Annotated in this window: 21 protein-coding genes; 18 read left to right on the top strand and 3 right to left on the bottom strand. The window is 73.4% G+C overall.

The window, feature by feature from the left end; all coding sequences use genetic code 11:
- Positions 1-13: 13 nt before the first annotated feature.
- The 8 genes from rplT (at position 14) to CHF16_RS17820 (ending at position 9,948) form a co-directional block, all read left to right on the top strand.
- Positions 14-391, top strand: coding sequence for a 50S ribosomal protein L20 (gene rplT / locus CHF16_RS17855; RefSeq protein ID WP_089327197.1), 378 nt, complete (start codon positions 14-16; stop codon positions 389-391).
- A gap of 34 nt (positions 392-425) precedes the next feature.
- Positions 426-1,241, top strand: a complete 816-nt coding sequence (locus CHF16_RS17850; protein WP_089327196.1) for a TrmH family RNA methyltransferase — start codon at positions 426-428, stop codon at positions 1,239-1,241.
- Between the two features lie 350 nt (positions 1,242-1,591).
- A complete protein-coding gene (locus CHF16_RS17845; protein WP_218826716.1) occupies positions 1,592-2,065 on the top strand; it encodes an anti-sigma factor antagonist in 474 nt (157 codons plus the stop codon).
- 328 nt (positions 2,066-2,393) lie between these two features.
- Positions 2,394-3,482, top strand: coding sequence for a sensor histidine kinase (locus CHF16_RS17840; RefSeq protein ID WP_089327194.1), 1,089 nt, complete (start codon positions 2,394-2,396; stop codon positions 3,480-3,482).
- Positions 3,483-3,617: 135 nt separating this feature from the next.
- A complete protein-coding gene (gene pheS, locus CHF16_RS17835) occupies positions 3,618-4,727 on the top strand; it encodes a phenylalanine--tRNA ligase subunit alpha (protein ID WP_089327193.1) in 1,110 nt (369 codons plus the stop codon).
- Entirely contained in the window at positions 4,727-7,210 is a 2,484-nt protein-coding gene (pheT, locus tag CHF16_RS17830; RefSeq protein WP_089327192.1) for a phenylalanine--tRNA ligase subunit beta, read from the top strand. Before pheS ends, pheT begins: the two co-directional genes overlap by 1 nt.
- A gap of 316 nt (positions 7,211-7,526) precedes the next feature.
- On the top strand, positions 7,527-9,146 hold the full coding sequence (locus CHF16_RS17825; protein ID WP_089327191.1) for an ABC-F family ATP-binding cassette domain-containing protein: 1,620 nt from the start codon (positions 7,527-7,529) through the stop codon (positions 9,144-9,146).
- A 67-nt stretch (positions 9,147-9,213) separates the two neighbouring features.
- On the top strand, positions 9,214-9,948 hold the full coding sequence (locus CHF16_RS17820; protein ID WP_089327190.1) for a DUF7873 family protein: 735 nt from the start codon (positions 9,214-9,216) through the stop codon (positions 9,946-9,948).
- Between the two features lie 472 nt (positions 9,949-10,420).
- On the opposite strand, the gene CHF16_RS17815 is transcribed toward CHF16_RS17820, so the two are convergent.
- The 3 genes from CHF16_RS17815 to CHF16_RS17805 are packed head-to-tail and all read right to left on the bottom strand — an operon-like array spanning position 10,421 to position 12,761.
- The gene (locus tag CHF16_RS17815; RefSeq protein ID WP_089327189.1) at positions 10,421-11,272 is read right to left on the bottom strand and encodes an ABC transporter permease; all 852 of its coding nucleotides are present in this window, start codon (positions 11,270-11,272) and stop codon (positions 10,421-10,423) included.
- A complete protein-coding gene (locus CHF16_RS17810) occupies positions 11,269-12,237 on the bottom strand; it encodes an ABC transporter ATP-binding protein (RefSeq protein ID WP_089327188.1) in 969 nt (322 codons plus the stop codon). The genes CHF16_RS17815 and CHF16_RS17810 overlap by 4 nt, the downstream gene beginning before the upstream one ends.
- On the bottom strand, positions 12,234-12,761 hold the full coding sequence (locus tag CHF16_RS17805; RefSeq protein WP_089327187.1) for a MarR family winged helix-turn-helix transcriptional regulator: 528 nt from the start codon (positions 12,759-12,761) through the stop codon (positions 12,234-12,236). Before CHF16_RS17805 ends, CHF16_RS17810 begins: the two co-directional genes overlap by 4 nt.
- 238 nt (positions 12,762-12,999) lie before the next feature.
- Here CHF16_RS17805 and argC point away from each other — a divergent pair, with 238 nt between their 5' ends.
- The 10 genes from argC (at position 13,000) to tyrS (ending at position 23,682) form a co-directional block, all read left to right on the top strand.
- Positions 13,000-14,028 (top strand): N-acetyl-gamma-glutamyl-phosphate reductase, encoded by a 1,029-nt coding sequence (argC, locus tag CHF16_RS17800; RefSeq protein ID WP_089327186.1) that lies wholly within the window; start codon positions 13,000-13,002, stop codon positions 14,026-14,028.
- The gene (gene argJ / locus CHF16_RS17795; RefSeq protein ID WP_089327185.1) at positions 14,025-15,182 is read left to right on the top strand and encodes a bifunctional glutamate N-acetyltransferase/amino-acid acetyltransferase ArgJ; all 1,158 of its coding nucleotides are present in this window, start codon (positions 14,025-14,027) and stop codon (positions 15,180-15,182) included. Before argC ends, argJ begins: the two co-directional genes overlap by 4 nt.
- Entirely contained in the window at positions 15,179-16,117 is a 939-nt protein-coding gene (gene argB, locus CHF16_RS17790) for an acetylglutamate kinase (RefSeq protein ID WP_089327184.1), read from the top strand. The genes argJ and argB overlap by 4 nt, the downstream gene beginning before the upstream one ends.
- Positions 16,114-17,304, top strand: a complete 1,191-nt coding sequence (locus tag CHF16_RS17785; protein ID WP_281259369.1) for an acetylornithine transaminase — start codon at positions 16,114-16,116, stop codon at positions 17,302-17,304. Before argB ends, CHF16_RS17785 begins: the two co-directional genes overlap by 4 nt.
- 2 nt (positions 17,305-17,306) lie before the next feature.
- Positions 17,307-18,224 (top strand): ornithine carbamoyltransferase, encoded by a 918-nt coding sequence (gene argF, locus CHF16_RS17780; protein WP_089327183.1) that lies wholly within the window; start codon positions 17,307-17,309, stop codon positions 18,222-18,224.
- Between the two features lie 8 nt (positions 18,225-18,232).
- The gene (locus CHF16_RS17775) at positions 18,233-18,736 is read left to right on the top strand and encodes an arginine repressor (protein ID WP_089327309.1); all 504 of its coding nucleotides are present in this window, start codon (positions 18,233-18,235) and stop codon (positions 18,734-18,736) included.
- Positions 18,737-18,801: 65 nt separating this feature from the next.
- Positions 18,802-20,004 carry an argininosuccinate synthase gene (locus CHF16_RS17770; RefSeq protein ID WP_089327182.1) on the top strand — a complete coding sequence of 401 codons (1,203 nt, stop codon included), beginning with the start codon at positions 18,802-18,804 and terminating at the stop codon, positions 20,002-20,004.
- A 149-nt stretch (positions 20,005-20,153) separates the two neighbouring features.
- Complete coding sequence (gene argH / locus CHF16_RS17765) at positions 20,154-21,569, top strand: argininosuccinate lyase (RefSeq protein WP_089327181.1); 1,416 nt, start codon at positions 20,154-20,156, stop codon at positions 21,567-21,569.
- Between the two features lie 76 nt (positions 21,570-21,645).
- The gene (locus CHF16_RS17760) at positions 21,646-22,281 is read left to right on the top strand and encodes a DNA-3-methyladenine glycosylase (protein ID WP_089327180.1); all 636 of its coding nucleotides are present in this window, start codon (positions 21,646-21,648) and stop codon (positions 22,279-22,281) included.
- A 123-nt stretch (positions 22,282-22,404) separates the two neighbouring features.
- Positions 22,405-23,682, top strand: a complete 1,278-nt coding sequence (gene tyrS, locus CHF16_RS17755; RefSeq protein ID WP_089327179.1) for a tyrosine--tRNA ligase — start codon at positions 22,405-22,407, stop codon at positions 23,680-23,682.
- Positions 23,683-24,188 lie beyond the last annotated feature (506 nt).

The following is a 24,188-nucleotide window of genomic DNA, read 5'->3' as shown; positions in this document are numbered from 1 at the left end:
AGGAGTTCAGCACGTGGCACGCGTGAAGCGGGGAGTCAACGCCGCCAAGAAGCGTCGGGTCGTCCTGGAGCGGTCGAGCGGCTACCGCGGTCAGCGTTCGCGCCTGTACCGCAAGGCCAAGGAGCAGCAGCTCCACTCGATGACCTACGCGTTCCGGGACCGCAAGGACCGCAAGGGCCAGTTCCGCCGGCTGTGGATCCAGCGGATCAACGCCGCGGCCCGCGCCAACGGCATCACCTACAACCGGTTCATCCAGGGCCTGAAGGCCGCGGAGGTCGAGGTCGACCGCCGCATGCTCGCCGAGCTGGCCGTCAACGACGCCGCGGCGTTCGCCGCGCTCGTCCAGGTCGCCAAGGACGCCCTGCCCACCGAGGGTTCGGAGGCGGCCTGAGCCGGGCGACCGGCATACGGGCGAGTACGGCGACATGGCGGGCCGCGAGCTGACCTCCCTCCGATCACCACGGGTGAAGTCCGCTCGGCGGCTCGCCAAGCGAGCCTTCCGGCGCCGCGAGAACCGGTTCCTCGCCGAGGGGCCGCAGGCGGTCCGGGAGGCGCTGGAGATCCCCGGCGGCCTCGCCGAGCTGTTCACCACCGCCGAGGCGGAGGCCCGCCACCCCGAACTGGTCGCCGCCGCCGAGCGCGCCGGCGCGCCGGTGCTGCGGGTCAGCGGCGAGGTCATGGCCGAACTGGCGCAGACCGTCACCCCCCAGGGGCTGCTGGCGGTCTGCGAGTTCGTCGACGTGCCGCTCGCCGAGGCCCTGCGGGCCCGGCCGCGGCTGGTGACCGTCCTCGCGCACGTCCGCGACCCCGGCAACGCGGGCACGGTCCTGCGCACCGCCGACGCGGCCGGGTCGGAGGCGGTCGTGTTCACCGACGCGTCCGTCGACCCCTACAACGGCAAGTGCGTGCGGGCGTCGGCGGGCAGCCTGTTCCACCTGCCGGTCGTCACCGGCCCGCGCTTCGACGCGCTGATCCCCGAGCTGAAGGGCGCGGGGCTCACCGTGCTGGCCGCCGACGGCGCGGGCGAGCGCACCCTCGACGACGCGATCGACGCGGGGCTGCTCGCCCGGCCCACCGCATGGGTGTTCGGGAACGAGGCCTGGGGCCTGCCCGACGAGATACTCCGGCACGTGGACGAGGTCGTGCGCGTGCCCATCTACGGCCGGGCCGAGAGCCTGAACCTGGCGACGGCCGCAGCCGTATGCCTCTACGCCTCGGCGCGCGCCCAGCGCGGCGCGTGACGCCCGCGCGCCGACCCGGCGCCGTACGGGCGGAAGGTCGCGGCGGTTCACTGCGATCTGTGATCGGATGGCCGCAAGCGGTCGCGTTCAGTGCCGCTCTCCGGCGGTTGAGCTGGGAGGATGGATCGCGCACACGCGGCAGGCGGGGGCCCGCCGCGGCCGTGCGGCTCGTCCGCAGGGAGGAGGCCGGGTTGGGGCCGGCGGGGGACAACGCCGCCCCGGGCCCGCGCCTACCGTGTTGATCAGTGCGTTGACCAGTGCGTCGACCAGGGGCGGCGAGGACGCCGAGCAGAGTGGGGGCGAACGTGATGACCGAGGGGAGCAGGCCGGCCGGGAGATCGGGCCGGCGCGTGCCGGAGGTCCGGTGCCGGGCGGGGGCGGCCGCGGGCCGCGCCCCGGGCGGGGCGCCCGCCCCCGCGGCGGGTTCCGCGGCGGGCCCGGCGGTGGCCGCCGGGCTGCGGATCGAGGTCGCCCGGGTCCGCGGCGACGCGGCCGTGGTGACCGTGGCCGGGGAGATCGACCTGCGCACCGCGGGCGCGCTGCGCGACGGGCTCGTCGAGCTGCACGGCCGGCTGCGCGGCACGGGGACGCGCCGGCTGGTGGCCGACTTCGGCGCCGTCCCGTTCTGCGACGCGGCCGGGCTCGGCGCGCTGGTCGCCGCGCACAACCAGATCGCGGCGGACGGCGGCGAGATCGCGCTGACCGGGGTGCGGCCCGCCCAGCTGCGGCTGCTGCGCATCACCGGGCTGCACCGGCTGTTCGCGATCAACGCCGGGGCCGACGCCGCGTGCGCCGCCTACGGCCCGTCGGCGGGGTCCCGCTGAGGGCCCCGGCCGGGGCCGCGGTCACCCGGCCGCGCTCGCAGGGCTCGTGATCACCGGGCTCGTGATCACCGGAGCCGTGATCACCGGAGCCGGGGTCAGGGGCCCGGGTCAGGAGCCCGCCCCGGGCGCCGTGCGCGGGGCACGGGTACGGGCTGGTGAGGCCGCCTCCGGGCGGGGCGGCACCCCGCCCGGGAGGCTACAGATGCCTTGCCGCCGGGCGGTTTCCGGGTCCCGCAAGACGGCCGGTTCCGGCTAGAGTCTCTTTTCGACAGGCCGCGTTCTCAACGGTGTTCTGGAGGCCGCTGTGGGCGGAGAGGAGTCCCCTCTCGTGGCCGCGCGCGTGCCCGGGCGAGGGGACGCGGCGGGCACCGGGTGGGACGCCGCGGACGACCTGCCCGACGGGCTGCTGGTCGCCGGCCGGGACGCCCGCGTGCTGGTGTTCAACGCCGCCGCCGCGCGGATCACCGGCGTCCGCGCCGAGTCGGCCGTCGGCCGCGACTTCCGCGACGTGCTGTCGCTGCACGACGCCGAGGGCCGCGACTGGTGGAAGTGCCTGGCCCCCTACGAGGGCCTGCGCACCCGCACCCGCCATCCCGAGCGCGTGCTGTTCCTGCCGGGCGGCACCGAGGTCCTGGTGACGGCCGCGTACCGGCGCGACGAGCGGGGCCGGGTGGAACGGTTCACCGTCTGCCTGCGCGACGCCGTGCACCGCGCCCGCCAGGAGCGCGACCGCGCCGACCTCGTCTCGACCGTGGCGCACGAGCTGCGCTCGCCGCTGACCAGCGTGAAGGGCTTCACCGCGACGCTGCTGGCCAAGTGGCACCGGTTCAACGACGACCAGAAGCGCGTCATGCTGGAGACCGTCAACGCCGACGCCGACCGGGTCACCCGGCTGATCACCGAGCTGCTGGACGTGTCCCGCATCGAGGCGGGCCGGCTGGAGATGCGCCGCCAGGTCGTCGACCTGCCCGAGGAGGTCCGCAAGGTCATCGCGGGCCGGGTCGCGGCCGGCGACCCGGCCGACCGGTTCCGGTTCGAGGCGCGCGGCGAGCTGCCCGAGATGTGGCTCGATCCCGACAAGATGGACCAGATCCTCGGCAACCTTCTGGAAAACGCGGTGCGGCACGGAGCGGGTACCGTCACAATCGTGGTGGAGCCGGACGCGCATGAGGAGGGAGCGGCCGTGTCGGTGCGCGACGAGGGCGAGGGCATCCCGCCCGAGGCCGCCCAGCGCGTCTTCCGGCAGTTCTGGCGCGGCCCCGGCGGCAACCGCCGCGGCGGCACCGGCCTCGGGCTCTACATCGTCAAGGGCCTGGTCGAGGCGCACGGCGGCGTGATCACCGTGCGGCGGGCGCCCGGCGGCGGCGCCGAGTTCCGATTTACCGTGCCCGCAGGGGCCCCCGACTACGCCGGCTGAGCGGCGCGCCGCCGCCGCCGGCACGGCACCGGGCCCCTGATCGGGCCAGCGCGTCACGCGCACACTTTCCGGATCTTCACCGCCCGCGGACTAGACTGCGGGCGTCCCACGCCGACCGGAGTCGATCACACCACCATGTCTGCACCCAACAAGTCCTATGACCCCGTCGAGGTCTCCGCGCTGAAGCCCGAGGAGGTGGAGCGGGCCCGCACGGAGGCGCTCGCGGCCATCGCCGCGGCGCCCGACCTCGACGCGCTGAAGCAGGTCCGCCTGGCGCACGCCGGCGACCGCTCCCCGCTGGCCCTGGCCAACCGCGAGATCGGCGCCCTGCCGCCCGCCGCCCGCGCCGAGGCGGGCAAGCGCATCGGCGCCGCCCGCGGCGCGGTGTCCAAGGCGCTGAAGGAGCGCCAGGCGGAGCTGGAGGAGGAGCGCGACCGGCGCGTCCTCGTCGAGGAGACCGTCGACGTCACCCTCCCGTGGGACCGGGCGCCCCGCGGCGCCCGCCACCCGCTGACCACGATGCAGGAGCGGATGGCCGACGTCTTCGTCTCCATGGGCTTCGAGGTCTCCGAGGGCCCCGAGGTCGAGGCGGAGTGGTACAACTTCGACGCGCTCAACTTCCTGCCCGACCACCCGGCCCGCACCATGCAGGACACGTTCTTCGTGGAGTCGGAGGGGTCCGGCCTGGTGATGCGCACGCACACCTCGCCGATGCAGATCCGGTCGCTGCTGTCCCGGGAGCTGCCGGTGTACGTGGTCGCGCCGGGGCGCACGTTCCGCACCGACGAGCTGGACGCCACGCACAGCCCCGTCTTCCACCAGCTGGAGGGCCTCGCGGTCGACGAGGGGCTGACGATGGCCGACCTGCGCGGCGGCATCGACGCGTTCGTCACCGGGATGTTCGGCGAGGGGCTGAAGACGCGGTTCCGCCCGTCGTACTTCCCGTTCACCGAGCCGTCCGCCGAGGTGGACATGCAGTGCTTCGTGTGCCGCGGCGCGTCCGCGGAGCCGGGCGGCGAGCCGTGCCGGACGTGCAGCTCGGAGGGCTGGATCGAGCTGGGCGGCTGCGGCATGGTCAACCCGCGGGTGTTGGTGGCGTGCGGGGTCGACGCCGACCGCTACAGCGGCTGGGCGTTCGGGCTGGGCGTCGAGCGGACGCTGATGTTCCGGCACGGCGTGGAGGACATGTACGACATGGTGGAGGGCGACGTCCGGTTCACCCTCCCGTTCGGGATGGAGATCTGATGCGGGCCCCGCTTTCCTGGCTGCGCGAGTACGTCGAGCTGCCCGCCGGCGTCACGGGCCGGGCCCTGGCCGCCGAGCTGATCGCGGCGGGCCTGGAGGTCGAGACGGTCGAGGAGGCCGGCGCCGACATCGCCGGCCCGCTCGTCGTCGGCGAGGTGCTGGAGATCGAGGAGCTGACCGGCTTCAAGAAGCCGATCCGGCACTGCCGGGTGGACGTCGGCGACGCCAACGGCACCGGCGAGCCGCAGAGCATCGTGTGCGGCGCCACCAACTTCGCGGTCGGCGACCGCGTCGTGGTGGTCCTGCCCGGCGGGGTCCTGCCCGGCGGGTTCGAGATCGGCGCGCGCAAGACCTACGGGCGCATGTCGGAGGGCATGATCTGCTCGGTCACCGAGCTCGGCATCGGCGACGACCACGGCGGCATCCTGGTCCTGCCGCCGGACGCGCCGGTCGGCGCCGACGCGGTCGAGCTGCTCGGGCTGCGCGACGACGTCCTCGACATCGCCGTCACGCCCGACCGCGGCTACGCCCTGTCGATCCGCGGCATCGCCCGCGAGGCGGCCACCGCCTACGGCGTCCCGTTCCGGGACCCGGCCGATGTGGAGCTCCCGGCCGCGGACGAGCAGGGCGGGGCGTACCCGGCGGGCATCGGCGACCCGTCCGCCTGCGACCGGTTCGTGCTGCGGGAGGTGCGCGGGTTCGACCCCGACGCCAGGACCCCGATGTGGATGCAGGTCCGCCTGCACCGCGCCGGGATGCGGCCGGTGTCGCTCGCGGTCGACGTCACCAACTACCTGATGCTGGAGCTGGGCCAGCCGCTGCACGCGTTCGACCGCGGCAAGCTCACCGGCCCGATCACGGTGCGGCGCGCCGCGCCCGGCGAGATGCTGGAGACGCTCGACCACGTCAAGCGGACCCTCGACCCCGACGACATCCTCATCACCGACGAGTCGGGGCCGATCTCGATGGCCGGCACGATGGGCGGGCTCGCCACCGAGATCGACGAGCGGTCGTCCGACATGGTCATCGAGGCCGCGCACTTCGACGCGATGGGCACCGCCCGAATGGCCCGCCGGCACCGGCTGCACAGCGAGGCGTCGCACCGGTTCGAGCGCGGCGTCGACCGCGAGCTGCCGCTGTACGCCTCCTACCGGGCGGTCCGGCTGCTCGCCGAGCTCGGCGGCGCGGAGGTCGTGCCGGGCGTGACGCACGTGCAGGCCCCGGTCGAGCGGGTCGAGATCACGATTCCGGCCGGGCATCCCGACCGGGTCGCGGGCGTCTCCTACGGGCGGGACGCGGTCGTCCGCAGGCTGGAGCAGGTCGGCTGCGCGGTGACCGGCGAGGACGTGCTGACCGTGGTCCCGCCGTCGTGGCGGCCCGACCTGACCGACCCCAACGACCTCGCCGAGGAGGTCATCCGCCTCGAGGGCTACGAGGACATCCCGGCGCGGGCGCCCCGCCCGGCGGCGGGGAAGGGGCTGACCGCGCGGCAGCGGCTGCGCCGCCGCGTCGGCCGCGCCCTCGCCGGCGCGGGCTACGTGGAGGCGCTGGCCTTCCCGTTCATCGCCGAGAAGGACCTGGACGGCCTCCAGCTCCCGGACGACGACGCGCGGCGCCGGACGCTGCGCCTCGCCAACCCGATGTCGGAGCAGGAGCCGCTGCTGCGCACCACGCTGCTGCCGGGGCTGCTGAAGGCGCTGGCGCTCAACGTGGGGCGCGGCTTCCCCGACACCGCCCTGTTCGAGCTGGGCGTGGTGTTCCGGCCGCGCCCGGACGCCCCGGACCGCGCGCCCCGCCTCGCGGTCGACCGCGGCCCGACGGCCGCGGAGGTCGCGGAGCTGGAGGCGGCGCTGCCGGACCAGCCGCACCGGGTGGCGGTCGCGCTGTCCGGCGACCGCGAGCCGGCCGGCTGGTGGGGCGAGGGGCGCCCGGCGCTGTGGGCGGACGCGATCGAGGCCGCCCGCACGGTGGCCCGCGAGGTCGGGGTGGAGCTGACGGTCCGGGCCGACCAGCACGCGCCCTGGCACCCGGGCCGCTGCGCCGCCCTGTACGCGGGCGACACCCTCGTCGGGCACGCCGGCGAGCTGCACCCGCGCGTCACCAAGGCGTACGGGCTGCCGGCGCGGTCGTGCGCGATGGAGCTGGAGCTGCGCCGCCTGGGCGAGCCGGTCGCGGTCCGCGCGCCGCACGTGTCGTCCTACCCGGTCGCCACGCAGGACGTCGCGCTGGTCGTCGACGCCGCGGTGCCCGCCGCCGAGGTCGAGTCGGCGCTGCGCGACGGCGCCGGCGAGCTGCTGGAGTCGATCCGGCTGTTCGACGTCTACACCGGCGAGCAGGTGGGGGAGGGCCGCAAGTCCCTGGCGTACTCGCTGCGGTTCCGCGCGCCGGACCGCACGCTGACCGCCGAGGAGGCGTCGCAGGCCCGCGACGCCGCCGTGGCGGTGGCGTCCGACCGCACCGGAGCCGTGCTCCGCGGCGCCTGACGCGTCCCGCCGCGCCCCCGGTTCCCGCCGACGCGGGTCCGGGGGCGCGGTCGCGTTCCAGGATCGGCTCTTATTGCTACTTGTGTTGCGTTAAGGCGTGGGGTAACCTTGACGCCGTCACATTGTCGCCCGGCAGGGGAGTCCATTGAGGATCTGAGGTCCGACACCGCGCGTATGGCCGTCGGCGGCCCGCGCACGTGACCTCAGAGCGGACTCTCGTCCCGCCGGGCTTTCTCATGCCCGCCGGCGCGTAGCGCGACCCGCGGTGTCTCCATGCAGCCCGAAACCGCTTCGACACCCATGGAGACCGCCCCACATGTCTTTCGCCATCGTCTGCTCGAACCTGTCCTTCGCCTGGGCCGACGGCACCGTCGTCCTGGACGGCCTGGACGCCGCGTTCGGCACCGGCCGGACCGGGCTGATCGGCGTCAACGGCTCCGGCAAGTCCACCCTGCTGAGGATCATCGCCGGTGAGCTGCGGCCCGCGTCGGGCACCGTCGCCGTCGACGGGGAGGTCGGCTACCTGCCGCAGAACCTCGTCCTGGACGGCGCGGCCACCGTCGCGGACCTGCTCGGCATCGCCCCCGCCCGCACCGCGCTGCACGCTATCGAGCGCGGCGAGGCCACCGAGGAGAACTTCGCCGCGGTCGGGGACGACTGGGACGTCGAGGAGCGCGCCCGCGCCGAGCTCGACCGGCTCGGGCTCGACCGCCTCGACCTGGACCGCACCGTCGCGACCCTGTCCGGCGGGGAGGCCGTGATGGTCGGACTGGCGGCGCAGTTCCTCGCCCGGCCCGACGTCCTGCTCCTCGACGAACCCACCAACAACCTCGATCTGGACGCCCGGCGGCGCCTCTACGACGCGGTCGGCTCCTGGACGGGCGTGCTCCTGCTCGTCAGCCACGACCGGGAGCTGCTCGACCGCGTCGACGAGATCGCCGACCTGCGGGACGGCGCGATCCGGACGTTCGGCGGCAACCTGACCGGCTACGAGGAGCTGCTCGCCGTGGAGAGGGAGGCGGCCGAGCGCACGGTCAGGGCCGCCGAGACCGACCTGCGCAGGCAGAAGCGCGAACTGGAGGAGGCCCACGTCAAACTCGCCAGGCGCCGGCGGTACGGCGACAAGATGTACGCGAGCAAGCGCGAACCGAAGATCATCATGCAGGAGCGCAAGCGGCAGGCGCAGGTCGCGGCCGGCAAGCACCGCATCATGCACGAGGAGAAGCTGGACGGTGCCCGGACCCGGCTCAGCGAGGCGGAGGAGGCCGTCCGCACGGACGCCGAGATCCGCGTCGCGCTGCCGGCGACCCGCGTCCCGGCGGGCCGCACGGTCGTCACCGTGACCGGCCTGGCGGCGCCCGAGCCGGAGGCCGGGACGCTCACCGAGCTGATCGTCCGGGGCCCGGAGCGGATCGCCCTGACCGGCCCGAACGGGTCCGGCAAGACGACGTTCCTGCGGATGCTCACCGGTGAGCGCGTCCCCGCCGGGACGGAGGTCGCGATGGGCGTCGACGGCGTCCGCTACCTGCCGCAGCGGCTCGACGTCCTGGACGACGACCTGAGCGTCATCGACAACGTCCGCGCCCAGGCGCCTTCGGCCAAGGTGACCGACATCAGGGCCGGGCTCGCGCGCTTCCTGTTCCGCGGCGCGCGCGCAGAGCAGCGCGCCGGGACGCTGTCGGGCGGCGAGCGGTTCCGCGCCGTGCTGGCGTCGCTGCTGCTCGCCGAGCCCGCCCCGCAGCTGCTGCTGCTGGACGAGCCGACGAACAACCTCGACATGGCCAGCGCCGCGCAGCTCGCCCAGGCCCTGTCCGCCTACGAGGGAGCGCTGATCGTGGTCAGCCACGACCTGCGGTTCCTGCGGACCCTCGGCCTGACCCGCCGGCTGCGCATGGACCGCGCGTCCGGCCTCACCGAGACCGACCTGGAGGAGTAGCGAAAATGGTGTGATCATGCGATATCGCCGCTGCTACGGTCGTGTCGCGAACGAGGGGAAGTGAACGATGCCGACCAAGCTCAACCAGATCATCGCGGTCGAGAAGGGCGTGAAGAGCAAGTCCGCCCAGGACCTGGCTGCGGCGCACCAGTCGACGCAGAAGGCCCCGCTGCTGTCGGGCATCTCGCGGACCTACCAGCCGAAGGACGAGGACGGCGAGCCGCTGCCCGCCGAGTCCACCCGCGTGCAGGTCACGGTGGAGGGCGTCCTGCGCGACGTGACGCGCTCGCTCACGCGGCTGCTCGACGTCACCGCCACCAAGGACTGGGCGAACTGCCTCGCCCGCGCCGACGTGGCGGTGGACGGCACGACACTGCTGCGCGACGTGCCGGTCACCTACCTGCTGTTCCTGGAGAAGCAGCTGACCGACCTGCACGCCTTCCTGCGGAAGCTGCCGATCCTGGACGCGGCCGAGACGTGGACCTTCGACCCGTCCACCGACGTGTGGCGGACGGAGCCCGTCCGCACGGTGAAGACCAAGAAGGTGCCGCGCAACCACGTCAAGGCGGAGGCGACCGACAAGCACCCGGCGCAGGTCGAGGTGTACTACGAGGACATCGCCGTCGGCCACTGGACGACGGTGAAGTTCTCCGGCGCGCTGCCCGCCCGGCGGGTCAACGAGCTGCTCGACCGCGTCGAGCGGCTCCGGGACGCGGTGAAGTTCGCGCGGGAGGAGGCCAACGGCACCGAGGTGACCGACCAGCGGGTCGGGGACGCGGTGTTCGGCTACATCTTCGGGTGAGTCCCGGCCGCGGCGCCCGCGCCGCGGCCGGCCGCCCGCGACGACAGAATGGACTCCCCCCGCCAGGCGGGGGGTGCGCGAGGAGCGCAAGCTGAAGCTGAAGCCGAAGCTGACCAGGGTGAGCGTTCAGTGCGGGTTCGAATCCCGCCCCCGGCACCCGCGCCGGGGTGGCCCAACCGGTAGAGGCAGCCGCCCGCTCAACCTCAGATTCTCGCTCGAAGCTCAGCATCCGCCGCTCATCGCCGGTCCGCCCGGACGTGGACGCGACTCCGGAAATGCCGGTTCGAATCCGGCTCGCTCCGCTCGTGGGGCGATGGCGTAACGGCAACGCGCCGGAGCGTTCAGACTGATCCGCGTTCATCCGGGACCGGCGTGCGAACTGGGCGGCAACCACAGGGGCCCGGGGGCTGGCAAAACCCTCGGGCCCCGCTCGCGCTCGCGGTCAGTTCGTTCCCGGTCAGGTCGTTCCCTGTCAGGTGAGGACGCGCTTGGTGAAGGTGCGCATCGCGGCCCAGGTCAGCAGGACCGTCCCGCCGACGATGGCCAGCAGGAACGCCCAGACCGGCATGTGCGGGATGTCTGGGGTGAGCGCGCTGCGCAGCCCCTCGCTGACGTAGACGAGGGGGTTGAACAGGCTCGCGATCTGCAGCCAGCGGATGCTGTCGAGCGCCGACCACGGGTAGTAGACGCAGCCGAGCATCGTCATCGGCAGCAGCACCATCGCGAACAGGACCTGGACCTTCTGCGGGTTCATGAGGGTGCCGAGCAGCAGGCCGCCCGCCGCCGACAGCAGCGCCCCGGCCACCATGACCAGGATCAGCACCGGCCAGTTGTCCACGTGCACATCGGGCGCCTCGCCCTCGGCGTGGATGAACAGCACCGCCGGGAACACCAGCAGCCCGCCGATCAGCCCCTGCGCCGCCGCCGCGATGATCTTCTGCGCGGCCAGCAGCGGGACCGGCACCGGTGCCAGCGCCCGGTCGGTGATCGACTTCTGCCAGGTCAGCTCCATCATCAGCGGGAAGATCACGGCCATCATCGCCTGCATGATGATCGACGAGCCGACCAGGCCGGGCAGCAGGATGGTGGAGAACGACGGCCCGCCCGGCCCGCCCGCCATCGCGCCGCCGCCGAGCTTCGGCAGGACGTAGGCGAACACGAACACGAACATCACCGGCTGCACCAGCACCCGGACGAACGTCGACAGGAAGTTCTTGCGCATGACGCGCGCCTCGCGCGCCATCATCGCGGCGAACGTGCGCGGGACCGTCGCCCGCGCCGGCGGCGGGGGGGCGAGGACGGCGGGGGCCGTGGAGGCGGTCATTCGCGGTAGTCCCTTCCGGTGAGGGTGAGGAAGACGGTCTCCAGGCTGGGCCGGAGCTGGGTGGCGTCGGTGACGCCGACGCCGGCGGACGAGCCGATCGTGACGAGCTCGCCGAGGATCCCGTCGGGGGCCGAGGCGAACACCCGCACCTGGCCGTCGGTGACCTCGACCTTGCTGATGCCGTCCCGGTCGGAGAGCTTCTTGATCTCCTGCGGCGCGGGGGCGTCGTAGCTGACGGTGATGACGGTGTCGGCGCCGGCGCTGGACTTCAGCTGGTCGACGGTGCCGCTGGCCAGGACCTCGCCGTGGTCGACGACCGCGACCCGGTCGCAGAGCGCCTCGGCCTCCTCCATGTAGTGGGTGGTGAGGAGGATCGTCTGCCCGCCCGCCTGGAGGCCGCGCAGCACCTCCCACAGGTTGGTGCGGGTCTGCGGGTCGAGGCCGGCGGTCGGCTCGTCCAGGAACAGCACCTCGGGCCCGTGCATCAGGGCCCGGCAGATCATCACCCGCTTGGCCTGCCCGCCGGAGATCTCGAACGGGTTGCCGCCGCGCTGCTCGGTGAGCCCGAACAGCTCCAGCAGCTCGCCGGCCCGGCGCCGGGCGTCGCGGGCGCCGAGGCCGAAGTAGCGGCCGCGGAACTCCAGGTTCTCGGCCACGGTCAGGTCGCTGTCGAGGGTGTTGTTCTGCGACACCACGCCGATGCGCCGCTTGATCTCGACCGCGTCCTTCACCACGTCCAGGCCGGTCACGTGGGCGCTGCCGCCGGTCGGCACGACCAGCGTGGTGAGCATGCCGATGGTGGTGGACTTGCCCGCGCCGTTCGGGCCGAGGAGCCCGAAGAACTCGCCGCGCGGGACGTCCAGGTCGATGCCCCGCACCGCGCGCACCTCCGGGCGGGGCCCGGACGGGGGATAGGTCTTCCGCAGGCCGACCGTGCGGACGGCCGCTTCCGGGGATTCGGTCATGCGCCGTCTCCCTCCGCTTCCTCGTCGTCGTCGTTGTCGTCGTGCAGGTCGTTGTCGTGGGGGTAGTTCTCGAGCCGCTGGATCAGCCTGAGCAGGAACCGGCGGACCGCCTCGACGTCCTCCGGGTCGGCGACGTCGTAGAGGCGGCCGAGGTCCCGCCCGATGGGCTCCGCCTTCTCGGCGAGCAGTTCCCGGCCGGAGTCGGTGATGCGCAGCATGACCCCGCGCCGGTCGCGGTAGGACGGCTCGCGCCGCACGTGCCCGTTGCGCTCCAGCGTGTCGACCACCGAGGTGACCGTGGCGGGGGTCACGTGCAGCCGCTTGGCGACCTCGCCGGGGCGCAGGCCGTCCTCGACGATCAGCAGGCGCAGCAGGAAGTACCCGGCGGGGCTGATGCCGTGCTTCTCGACGATCCGCCAGACGACGGGGCCCGCCAGCCGCGAGGCCGCGGCGAAGAGCCGGCCGACCGGCCACTCCTCCATGGGGCCGTACAGCTTGAGGTCGTCGATCCCGAAGTTCCCCATGGCGGTGATGTTAGGGGCCTGAACTTTAGATAGCAAATCTTTAGCCCCCTAAATACTCGCTTCGCAGCTCCATGCTCGTCAACATAGGTTGACGCTGGGGTGATGTCAACTTCGGTTGACGTGCAGGAGGCGCGCGGTGTGGCGCTCGTCTCGACAGGTGGGAAAACCGGGCCCCGGCGTTGAATAGACATCCAGGGTCCTGCATACTCTTGCTTGTTGTCTTCGAGAGGGCAGGGAGATGGGAATCCGGACGGCGGTCGCCGGCGCCAGCGGGTACGCGGGCGGCGAGCTGCTGCGCATCCTGGCGGGACATCCAGAGTTCGAGATCGGCGCGCTGACGGCGGGCTCCAACGCGGGCACCGAACTGGGCGCGCACCAGCCCCACCTGCGATCCCTGGCCGGGCGCGTCCTGGCCGAGACCACCCCCGAGACCCTGTCCGGCCACGACTTGGTGTTCCTGGCGCTGCCGCACGGCCAGTCCGGGCCGCTCGCCGCGCAGCTCGGCGAGGACGTCCTGGTCGTCGACTGCGGCGCCGACCACCGGCTCCGCGACGCCGCCGCCTGGGAGGCTTTCTACGGCACCCCCCACGCCGGCACCTGGCCCTACGGCCTGCCCGAGCTGTCCGGCCACCGGGAGGCGCTGCGCGGCGCCAGGAGGATCGCCGTCCCGGGCTGCTACCCGACCGCGGTGTCGCTCGCGCTGGCCCCGGCGTACGCGGCCGGGCTCGCCGAACCCGACGCCGTCGTCGTCGCCGCGTCCGGCACCTCCGGGGCGGGACGGGCCCTCAAGCCGCACCTGCTCGGCAGCGAGGTGATGGGCTCGATGTCCGCCTACGGCGTCGGCGGGACGCATAGGCATACGCCCGAGATGGTGCAGAACCTGAGCGCCGCCGCGGGGGAGCCGGTCACGGTCTCCTTCACCCCGACGCTCGCGCCGATGAGCCGCGGCATCCTCGCCACCTGCACGGCCAAGGCCCGCCCCGGGGTGACCGCCGAGGCGCTGCGCGCCGCCTACACCGCGGCCTACGCCGGCGAGCCGTTCGCCGGCCTGCTCCCCGAGGGCCGGTGGCCCGCCACGTCCATGACGCTCGGCGCGAACACCGTCCTCCTCCAGACGGCCCTGGACGAGGCGGCGGGCCGCATCGTCGTGGTCGCCGCCGTCGACAACCTCGCCAAGGGCACCGCGGGCGGCGCGGTCCAGAGCGCCAACATCGCCCTCGGCCTCCCGGAAGAACTCGGGCTGACCACGATCGGAGTGTCCCCTTGAGCGTCACCGCCCCCCGGGGTTTCCGCGCAGCGGGCGTCGTCGCCGGGCTCAAGCCCAGCGGCAACCGCGACCTGGCCCTCGTGGTCAACGACGGGCCGTCCCGCGCGGCGGCCGGAGTCTTCACCCGCAACCGCGTGAAGGCCGCGCCCGTCCTGTGGTCCGAGCAGGTCCTCAAGGGCGGCCGCGTCCGCGCGGTCGTGCTGAACGCGGGCGGCGCCAACGCCTGCACCGGCGCCCCCGGCTTCCAGGACACCCACGCCACCGCCGAGAAGGCCGCCGAGCTGCTGGACGACTCCGCCGGCGAGATCGCGGTCTGCTCCACCGGGCTGATCGGCGAGCGCCTGGACATGGACCTGCTGCTGCCCGGCGTCGACAAGGCCGCCGCCGAGCTGTCGCGCGGCGACGGCGGCCTCGCCGCCGCCGACGCGATCCGCACCACCGACACCGTCGCCAAGATCTCCTTCCGGCAGGGCGCCGGCGGCTACATGATCGGCGCGATGGCCAAGGGCGCGGGCATGCTGGCGCCGTCCCTGGCGACCATGCTCTGCGTCGTCACCACCGACGCCGACCTGCCGGCCGCGACGCTCGACCGGGCGCTGCGCGCGGCGACCGGCGCCACCCTCGACCGGCTCGACTCCGACGGCTGCATGTCCACCAACGACACCGTCCTGCTGCTGGCGTCCGGCGCCGCCGGGACCGTCCCGGACGAGGAGGAGTTCACCGCGCTGCTCACCGAGGTGTGCGCCGACCTGACCCGGCAGCTGCTGGTGGACGCCGAGGGCGCGTCCAAGGCCATCGCGATCGAGGTCGTCGGCGCCGCGTCCGAGGACGACGCGGTCGCCGTCGGGCGCTCCATCGCCCGCAACAACCTGCTCAAGTGCGCGATCCACGGCGAGGACCCGAACTGGGGCCGGGTGCTGTCGGCGGTCGGCACCACCGACGCGGTGTTCGAGCCCGACCACCTCAACGTCGCGATCAACGGCGTGTGGGTGTGCCGGAACGGCGCGTCCGGCGACGACCGCGACAAGGTCGACCTGCGGCCCCGCGACGTGACGATCACCGTCGACCTCGCCGCGGGCCCGCACAGCGCCACCGTCTGGACGACCGACCTCACGGCCGACTACGTCCACGAGAACTCGGCGTACTCGACATGAGCGCGGTCACCAGCGGGGCGCGGATCCGCGGCAACCGGGCGGGCGTGCTGCCGAAGGCCGAGACGCTGATCAAGGCGCTGCCGTGGCTGGAGCGGTTCCACGGCAAGACCGTCGTGATCAAGTACGGCGGGCACGCGATGACGGACGAGGCCCTGCGGCACTCGTTCGCCGAGGACATCGTGTTCCTGCGCTACGCCGGGCTGAAGCCGGTGATCGTGCACGGCGGCGGCCCGCAGATCAACGCGGCGCTCGCCCGCAACGGCATCGACTCGACGTTCACCGCCGGGCTGCGGGTCACCACGCCGGAGGCCATGGAGGTCGTCCGGATGGTGCTGACCGGGCAGGTGCAGCGCGACGTGGTCGGGCTCATCAACCGGCACGGCCCGTTCGCGCTCGGCATGTCCGGCGAGGACGCGAACCTGCTCACCGCCGAGCGCAAGCACGCGGTCGTCGACGGCGAGCGCGTCGACATCGGCCAGGTCGGCGAGATCGTCGAGGTCCAGGTCGGCGCCCTGCGGGCACTGCTGGACGACGGCCGCGTCCCGGTCGTGTCCAGCATCGCGCGCGGCGACGACGGCGAGGTCTACAACGTCAACGCCGACACCGCCGCCGCCGCGCTGGCCGTGGCGCTGGACGCGGCGAAGCTGGTCGTCCTCACCGACGTCGACGGCCTCTACGCGAACTGGCCCGACAGCGACGACGTGATCGACAGCCTCACCACCGACGAGCTGGCCGCGCTGCTGCCGGGCCTGTCGGCGGGCATGGTCCCGAAGATGGAGGCCTGCCTGACCGCCGTGCGCGGCGGCGTCCCGCAGGCCCACGTGCTGGACGGCCGCGTCCCGCACTCACTGCTGCTGGAGATCTTCACCGACGAAGGGATCGGAACGATGGTGCTGCCCAGCCTCCCGGGCGCGTCCCCGGAGGTGGCGCCGTGAGCGGCCTCAGGGAGCGGTTCGAGGCCGCGTTCATGCCGAACTACGGCGTGCCGCCGCTGGCGCTGGCCCGCGGCGAGGGCTGCCGGGTGTGGGACACCGCCGGCCGCGAGTACCTCGACCTGATCGCCGGGATCGCGGTCAGCTCGCTCGGGCACGGGCACCCGGCCCTCGTCGAGGCGGTGTCGGCGCAGGTCGCGACGCTCGCGCACACCTCCAACCTGTTCCTGCACGAGCCGGAGGTGCTGCTCGCCGAGCGGCTGCGGGAGCTGCTCGGCGGCGAGGGGAGGGTGTTCCTCGCCAACAGCGGTACCGAGGCCAACGAGTGCGCGCTCAAGCTCGCGATCAAGTACGGCAGGGCGAACGGCCGGTCGTACTTCGTCGCCGCGGAGAAGGGGTTCCACGGCCGGACGATGGGCGCGCTGTCGCTGACCGGCAAGGCGTCGATCCGGGAGCCGTTCGAGCCGTTCGGCATCGACGTCCGGTTCGTCCCCTACGGTGACGCGGACGCGCTGAAGGCCGCCGTCGGCGCGGACTGCGCCGCCGTGTTCCTGGAGCCCGCGCAGGGCGAGGGCGGGGTCGTCCCGCCGCCGGCGGGCTACCTCGCGGCCGCCCGCGAGATCTGCGACGCCGCCGGCGCGCTGCTGGTCGGCGACGAGATCCAGTCGGCGATCGGCCGCACCGGCACCTGGTTCGCGTTCGAGCACGAGGGCGCGCGGCCCGACGTCCTCACCCTCGCCAAGGGCCTCGGCGGGGGCCTGCCGATCGGGGCGTGCGTCGCGTTCGGCCCGCACGGCGACCTGTTCGCCAAGGGCGACCACGGCAGCACCTTCGGCGGCAACCCGGTCGCCGCCGCAGCCGCCCTCGCCGTCCTCGGCACGATCGAGAAGGACGGCCTGCTCGCCAACGCCGTCGCCGTCGGCGACGTCCTCGCCGACGGGATCGCCGCCGTCGAGCACCCGCTGCTCGCGGGCGTGCGGGGCCGCGGGCTGTGGCGCGCCGCCGTCCTCACCGGGCCGCACGCGCCCGCCGTGGAGGCCGCCGCCCGCGACGCCGGCTTCCTGGTCAACGCGGTGCAGCCGGACGCGGTGCGCATCGCGCCGCCGCTCGTCCTCACCGCCGCCCAGGCGCGCTCGTTCACCGACGCGCTCCCCGCGATCCTCGACGCCGCCTCCCCGCAGGAAGGGTGACCATGGCCAGGCACTTCCTCCGCGACGACGACCTGACCCCCGCCGAGCAGGCCGAGGTCCTCGACCTCGCCGCGGCCGTGAAGAAGGACCGGTTCGCCCACCGGCCGCTGGAGGGCCCGCAGTCGGTCGCCGTCCTGTTCGACAAGCCCTCCACCCGGACCCGGCTGTCGTTCACCGTCGGCATCGCCGACCTCGGCGGCAACCCCATCGTCATGGACGCCGGAACGAGCCAGCTCGGCCGCGGCGAGACGATCGCCGACACCGCCCGCGTGCTGGAGCGGCAGGTCAGCGCCATCGTGTGGCGGACGGCCGGGCAGGAGCGCATCGACGAGATGGCCGCCGGCACCACCGTCCCGGTCGTCAACGCCCTCACCGACGAGTTCCACCCCTGCCAGATCCTCGCCGACCTGCAGACCGTCCGGGAGGCCAAGGGCGCCCTCGCCGGCGCCGTCCTCGCCTACCTCGGCGACGGCGCCAACAACATGGCGCACTCCTACCTGCTCGGCTGCGCCACCGCCGGGATGCACGTCCGCGTCGGCGCCCCCGCCGCGACGCCCCCCGACCCCGCGGTCGTCGCCCGCGCCACCGAGATCGCCGCCGCCACCGGCGGGTCCGTGACCGTCACCGCCGACGCCGCGGCGGCCGCCGCCGGAGCCGACGTCCTCGCGACCGACACTTGGGTCTCGATGGGCCAGGACGGCAAGGACACCTCGCGCTACGAGCCGTACGCCGTCACCGAGGAGCTGCTCGCCCTCGCCGACCCGGCGGCGGTCGTCCTGCACTGCCTGCCCGCCTACCGCGGGAAGGAGATCGCCGCGTCCGTCCTGGACGGCCCCCAGAGCCGCGTCTGGGACGAGGCGGAGAACCGGCTGCACGCGCAGAAGGCGCTGCTCGTCTGGCTGCTGGAGCGCTCCCGGTGACCACCCCCATGACCAAGGCCGCCCGGCACGCCCGGGTGATCGAGCTGCTGACCCGGCACCCCGTCCACTCGCAGGGGGAGCTCGCCAAGCTCCTCGGCGACGAGGGCGTCGAGGTCACCCAGGCCACGCTGTCGCGCGACCTGGTCGAGATCGGCGCGGTGAAGCTGCGCGCCGACGACGGCAGCCTGATCTACGCCGTCCCCGGAGAGGGCGGCGAGCGGATCCGGCGGGCCCGCACCGGGGCCGCCGAGACCTTCACCGGACGGCTCTCCCGGCTCGCCGCGGAGCTGCTCGTCTCGGCCGAGGCGTCGGCCAACCTGGTCATGGTGCGGACCCCGCCCGGGGCCGCGCAGTACCTGGCCTCGGCGATCGACCACGCCGAGTGGCCGACGATCCTCGGGACCGTCGCGGGCGACGACTCGATCCTCGTCATCGCCCGCGACCCGACCGGCGGGGAGGACGTCGCGCAGGCGCTCCTCAGGCTGACCGGCGGGCGCGAACGACGAAGCTAGGGGCCGCGCGCGGCCCCGCATCCCAGCGTTCCGAATCCGAACACTTCGCACAGGAGACACAGACCATGAGCGAGCGCGTCGTACTCGCATATTCCGGGGGCCTGGACACCTCCGTCGCCATCCCGTACCTCGCCGAGCAGACCGGCGGCGAGGTCATCGCCGTCGCCGTCGACGTCGGCCAGGGCGGCGAGGACCTCGACACCATCCGCAAGCGGGCCCTCGCCTGCGGCGCCGCCGAGGCCGTCGTCGTGGACGCCAGGGAGGAGTTCGCGGCCGACTTCTGCGTCCCGGCCATGCAGGCCAACGCCCTCTACATGGACCGCTACCCGCTGGTGTCGGCGCTGTCCCGGCCGCTGATCGTCAAGCACCTGGTGGCGGCCGCCAAGGAGTTCGGCGGCACCACCGTCTCGCACGGCTGCACCGGCAAGGGCAACGACCAGGTCCGGTTCGAGGCCGGCCTGTCCGCCCTCGCCCCCGACCTCAAGGTCATCGCGCCCGCCCGCGACTTCGCCTGGACGCGCGACAAGGCCATCGCGTTCGCCGAGGACAAGGGCCTGCCGATCGACGTGTCGGCCAAGTCGCCGTACTCCATCGACCAGAACCTGTGGGGCCGCGCCGTCGAGACGGGCTTCCTGGAGGACATCTGGAACGGGCCCATCGAGGACGTCTACGAGTACACCGCCGACCCGGCCGAGCCGCGCGAGGCCGACGAGGTCGTCATCACCTTCGCGTCCGGCGTGCCGGTCGCGCTGGACGGCCGCCCGCTCACCCCGTACCAGGTCGTCGCCGAGCTGAACCGGCGCGCGGGCGCGCAGGGCGTCGGCCGCATCGACATGGTCGAGGACCGGCTCGTCGGCATCAAGAGCCGCGAGGTGTACGAGGCCCCGGCCGCGATCGCGCTGATGGCCGCGCACATGGAGCTGGAGAACGTCACCGTCGAGCGCGACCTCGCCCGCTTCAAGCGGTCCGTCGACCAGCGCTGGGGCGAGCTCGTCTACGACGGCCTGTGGTTCTCGCCGCTCAAGCAGTCCCTGGACGCCTTCATCGCCGACGCGCAGAAGCACGTGTCCGGCGACGTCCGGATGACCCTGCACGGCGGGCGCGCCGTCGTCACCGGCCGGCGCAGCGACGCCTCGCTCTACAGCTACGACCTCGCCACCTACGACACCGGCGACGCCTTCGACCAGAGCCTCGCCAAGGGGTTCGTCGAGCTCTGGAGCCTGCCCGGCAAGATCGCCGCCAAGCGCGACCGCGACCTGGGCGCCTGACGGGACGCGCCGCGGGGGACGGCGGTTTCGCCGTACCCTGTGGCGGACGTGCCACCGCGCGCGGGGACGCTCTCCACGGGCGTTCCCGCGCGCCGGGGCGTGGCGCGCGGACGACAAACGATCACCGGTTGGGAAGAAGAGGGAATTTCGTGACGAAGGCACCGACGCGGCTGTGGGGCGGCCGGTTCGAGGGCGGACCGTCGGACGCGCTCGCGCGGCTTTCGGTGAGCGTCCAGTTCGACTGGCGGCTCGCCCCCTACGACCTGATGGGCTCGCGCGCGCACGCCCGCGTCCTCAACCGGGCGGGGCTGCTCACCGACGACGAGCTGCAGCGGATGATCGGTGCCCTGGACGACCTGGAGGAGGCGTGCCGCTCCGGGGAGTTCCGCCCGACGGTCGCCGACGAGGACGTCCACACCGCCCTGGAGCGCGGCCTGCTGGAGCGCCTCGGCGCCCTCGGCGGCAAGCTCCGGGCGGGCCGCAGCCGCAACGACCAGGTCGCCACCGACCTGCGCCTCTACCTGCGCGACCACGCCCGGCAGATCGTCTCCCGGCTGGTCGAGCTGGAGACCGCGCTGATCGCGCAGGCCGAGCACAACCTCGGCGTCGCCGCGCCCGGCATGACGCACCTGCAGCACGCCCAGCCCGTGCTGTTCTCGCACCAGCTCCTCGCGCACGTCCAGCCGCTCACCCGCGACATCGACCGGCTGCGCGACTGGGACCGGCGCGCGGCGGTCTCCCCGCTCGGCTCCGGCGCCCTCGCCGGCTCGTCGCTGCCGCTGGACCCGCAGGCCACCGCCGCCGAACTCGGCTTCGACGCCGCCGCGCCGAACTCCATGGACGCCGTCGCCGACCGCGACTTCGTCGCCGAGTTCCTGTTCGCCGCCGCGCTGATCGGCGTGCACCTGTCGCGCCTCGGCGAGGAGATCTGCCTCTGGGCGTCGCAGGAGTTCCGCTGGATCGAGATGGACGACACCTACGCCACCGGGTCGTCGATCATGCCGCAGAAGAAGAACCCCGACGTCGCCGAGCTGGCGCGCGGCAAGGCGGGCCGCCTCATCGGCCACCTCGTCGGCCTGCTCACCACCCTCAAGGGCCTGCCCCTCACCTACAACCGCGACCTGCAGGAGGACAAGGAGGGCGCGTTCGACGCCGTCGAGACGCTGCTGCTCGTCCTGCCCGCCATGTCCGGGCTCATCGCGACGATGCGGGTCAACACCGAGCGCCTGGAGGCCCTCGCCCCGGACGGCTTCGCCCTCGCCACCGACCTCGCCGAGCTGCTCGTCCGGCGCGGCACGGCGTTCCGCGACGCGCACGAGGTCGTCGGCCACCTCGTCGTCTGGTGCCAGGTCAACGACAAGGACTTCGACGACCTCACCGACGAGGAGCTCGCCAAGGTGTCGCCGCACCTGACGCCCGACGTCCGCGAGGTGCTGAACGTCCAGGGGGCCCTGGCGTCCCGCAAGGCGTACGGCGGGACGGCGCCCGACCGCGTCCGCGAGCAGATCGAGTCGCTGCGGGCCCTGGTCAACGACCACGCCGCGTGGGCGTCCGCCGAGGACTGACGGGCGCGTCCGCGGCGGTGCGGGCGGAGGAATACGCTGGGCGGCGGAGAACGGCCCCCTAGACCACGGTGAGGCGATGGACGGAGCGCTGCTGCCACGGGATTTCTTCGACCGCCCGGTGGAGGAGGTCGCGCCGTCGCTGCTCGGCCACGTCATCGCCCACCGCACCCCGGACGGGGAGGTCGCCGCCCGGCTCACCGAGGTGGAGGCGTACGCGGGGCCGCTCGACCCCGCGTCCCACGCCTACCGCGGCCGGACCCCGCGCAACGAGGTCATGTTCGGGCCGCCCGGGCACGTCTACGTGTACTTCACCTACGGCATGCACTTCTGCATGAACCTCGTCTGCGGGCCGGACGGGACGTCCATGGCGGTGCTGCTGCGCGCGGGCGAGATCATCGCGGGGGAGGATCTCGCGCGGGCGCGCCGCCCCCGCTCGACCGTCCGGGACCTGGCCCGCGGCCCGGCGCGGCTCTGCCAGGCGCTCGGCGTCGCCCGGGAGCAGAACGGCCTGGACGTGTGCACGCCCGGCGGGGAGATGACCGTCCTCGCGGGCGAGCCCGCGGACCCGGCGCTGATCCGCAACGGCCCGCGCACCGGCGTGAACGGCGCCAAGGAGGTGCCGTGGCGGTTCTGGATCGACGGCGATCCGACCGTGTCCCCGTACCGCGCGCACGTCCCGCGGCAGCGCCGGAAGGTCCCCGCCGACGGCTGACTCGCGGCGTCCTGCCCACCGCGGGCCGCGCGGTCCCCGGCCGTTGAAATATCGTTGGCGTGACACGCGCCCGCCCGTGCAGGCTGGTGGGCGTACGGAAGCAAGCCGGAGACGAGGGAGACCGTGACCGACATCCTGGACGATCTCGCGTGGCGCGGCCTGATCGCGCAGTCCACCGACCTGGACGAACTGCGGGCCTTGCTCGCCGCGGGACCGGTCACGCTCTATTGCGGCTTCGACCCGACGGCGCCCTCCCTGCACCTCGGCAACCTGATCCAGATCCTCACGCTGCGGCGCTTCCAGCGGGCCGGCCACCGGCCCATCGGCCTCGTCGGCGGCGCCACCGGCCTGATCGGCGACCCGAGCGGCAAGAGCGCCGAACGCGTCCTGAACTCGGAGGAGACCGTCGCCGCCTGGGTCGAGCGGGTCCGCGGGCAGGTGTCGAAGTTCCTCGACTTCCACGAGGGGCCGACCGGCGCCACCATGGTCAGCAACCTCGACTGGACGGGCCCGATGTCGGCCATCGAGTTCCTGCGCGACATCGGCAAGCACTTCCCGGTCAACCGGATGCTCGCCCGCGAGACGGTCAAGGCCCGCCTCGACTCGACCGGCATGAGCTACACCGAGTTCAGCTACGTGCTGCTCCAGTCGATGGACTTCCTGGAGCTGTACCGGCGGTACGGCTGCCTGCTCCAGACCGGCGGTAGCGACCAGTGGGGCAACCTGACCGCGGGCGTCGACCTGATCCGCCGCGTCGAGGGCGGCACCGCGCACGCGCTCACCACGCCGCTGCTGACCAAGGCGGACGGGTCGAAGTTCGGCAAGACCGCCGGCGGCGAGACCTACTGGCTCGACCCGGAGCTGACCTCGCCGTACGCGTTCTACCAGTTCTGGATCAACGCCGACGACCGGGACGTGGAGAAGTTCCTGAAGTTCTTCAGCTTCCGTTCCCGCGAGGAGATCGAGGAGCTGGTGAAGCAGGGCGCCGACCGTCCCGCGGCCCGCGCCCCGCAGCGGGCGCTCGCCGAGGAGATGACCACGCTCGTCCACGGCGCGGACGAGACCGCCCGCGTCATCGCGGCCTCCCGTGCGCTGTTCGGCCAGGGCTCCCTGGAGGAGCTGGACGAGCGGACGCTGCAGGCCGCGCTCGCGGAGGTGCCGCGCGCCGAGGTGCCGTCCGGTGACCTGCCGAGCGTGGTGGACCTCCTCGCGCGGTCCGGCCTGTGCAAGAGCAAGTCGGAGGCGCGCCGCGCGATCGCCCAGGGCGGCGCGTACCTCAACAACGCCAAGGTCGAGTCGGAGGACGCCGTGCCGGCGCCATCCGACCTCCTCCACGGCCGGTTCCTCGTCCTGCGGCGCGGGAAGCGGAACGTGGGAGGCGTGGAGGTGGCGACGGCCTGAGCCGCCGGGAACCGTCCCGCGAACGCCCGTCCGGTCCGGCGACCGGGCGGGCGTTCGCCATGAACGGTCAAACTTCGGTAGATACACGTCACAGTGCGGTTACGAGGGCCCCTACGGGGCATCATCCAAGGCCGGAAAACTACATCTGACCTGGGGTTACGCGGTAGCAGGGGCTGATTTGACGCTCCTGGCGGGTGGATCTAGTGTTCTACTCGCCCCAAGGGGGAGCGGGACGCCGAGCAGGCGGCCGGCCCCGACGGGGATCCTCTACAGACCAGCACGGTGGGGACGCACGTCTCCGTCGATTGGGACGTACGAGGACGATCTACCCCGAAGTTGGACTAACGGGACAGATCGGATAAGCTTGAAGGGTTGCCCCGGAGCCGGGGTCCGCGAGAGCGGGGTTCGGCGCGGTGGGTGTCCGTTTCTTGAGAACTCAACAGCGTGTTAAAAGCCAGTGCCTTTATCGGCTCGGTCCTCTTCGGAGGGTTGAGTCGCCCCGTGGC

Source organism: Actinomadura meyerae (assembly GCF_900188445.1).
GTDB lineage: Bacteria > Actinomycetota > Actinomycetes > Streptosporangiales > Streptosporangiaceae > Spirillospora > Spirillospora meyerae.
This window is presented reverse-complemented; position numbering and strand designations above follow the sequence as displayed.

Bases quoted from the DNA above. Each gene is read 5' to 3' on its own strand.
- CHF16_RS17825 (WP_089327191.1), top strand. From the start codon at position 7,527: ATGTCTTTCGCCATCGTCTGCTCGAACCTGTCCTTCGCCTGGGCCGAC.
- CHF16_RS17770 (WP_089327182.1), top strand. From the start codon at position 18,802: ATGAGCGAGCGCGTCGTACTCGCATATTCCGGGGGCCTGGACACCTCC.
- CHF16_RS17850 (WP_089327196.1), top strand. From the start codon at position 426: ATGGCGGGCCGCGAGCTGACCTCCCTCCGATCACCACGGGTGAAGTCC.
- CHF16_RS17820 (WP_089327190.1), top strand. From the start codon at position 9,214: ATGCCGACCAAGCTCAACCAGATCATCGCGGTCGAGAAGGGCGTGAAG.
- pheS (WP_089327193.1), top strand. From the start codon at position 3,618: ATGTCTGCACCCAACAAGTCCTATGACCCCGTCGAGGTCTCCGCGCTG.
- argF (WP_089327183.1), top strand. From the start codon at position 17,307: ATGGCCAGGCACTTCCTCCGCGACGACGACCTGACCCCCGCCGAGCAG.
- argB (WP_089327184.1), top strand. From the start codon at position 15,179: ATGAGCGCGGTCACCAGCGGGGCGCGGATCCGCGGCAACCGGGCGGGC.
- CHF16_RS17815 (WP_089327189.1), bottom strand. From the start codon at position 11,272: ATGACCGCCTCCACGGCCCCCGCCGTCCTCGCCCCCCCGCCGCCGGCG.
- argC (WP_089327186.1), top strand. From the start codon at position 13,000: ATGGGAATCCGGACGGCGGTCGCCGGCGCCAGCGGGTACGCGGGCGGC.
- CHF16_RS17760 (WP_089327180.1), top strand. From the start codon at position 21,646: ATGGACGGAGCGCTGCTGCCACGGGATTTCTTCGACCGCCCGGTGGAG.
- CHF16_RS17810 (WP_089327188.1), bottom strand. From the start codon at position 12,237: ATGACCGAATCCCCGGAAGCGGCCGTCCGCACGGTCGGCCTGCGGAAG.
- CHF16_RS17805 (WP_089327187.1), bottom strand. From the start codon at position 12,761: ATGGGGAACTTCGGGATCGACGACCTCAAGCTGTACGGCCCCATGGAG.
- pheT (WP_089327192.1), top strand. From the start codon at position 4,727: ATGCGGGCCCCGCTTTCCTGGCTGCGCGAGTACGTCGAGCTGCCCGCC.
- CHF16_RS17775 (WP_089327309.1), top strand. From the start codon at position 18,233: ATGACCAAGGCCGCCCGGCACGCCCGGGTGATCGAGCTGCTGACCCGG.